The organism is Ferrovum myxofaciens (assembly GCF_000735045.1).
Lineage (GTDB): Bacteria > Pseudomonadota > Gammaproteobacteria > Burkholderiales > Ferrovaceae > Ferrovum > Ferrovum myxofaciens.
On record NZ_JPOQ01000307.1, the window covers coordinates 1 to 253 of the forward strand.

The 253-nt window shown below is 55.3% G+C and carries 1 pseudogene; it reads left to right on the forward strand.

The features are described 5' to 3' along the window. A pseudogene (locus tag IV91_RS16180) lies at positions 1-253 on the forward strand (IS1634 family transposase); the annotation flags it as partial.

A 253-nucleotide genomic window follows, 5' to 3' on the forward strand; every position in this document is an offset into this window, starting at 1 on the left:
ATATCGGCTCATTGCAATTGATGAAACCGCGTTCGGTCGGCGTCGAGAGTCTGGGGCTATATGCCCTGTCGCAACTCGGCTTTGTCGAGAAACTGAGCGAACTGGGGGTCAATGGTGTCATGCGCGTGGCGATTCTGGGCAATGTAATCGGACGCATGACCAAACCGGCATCGGAGTTGGCGACATGGAACTGGCTGCAACAGCACAGTGCGCTGGGCGAGTTGATCGACTTCGATTTTGAAGCCATGCCACA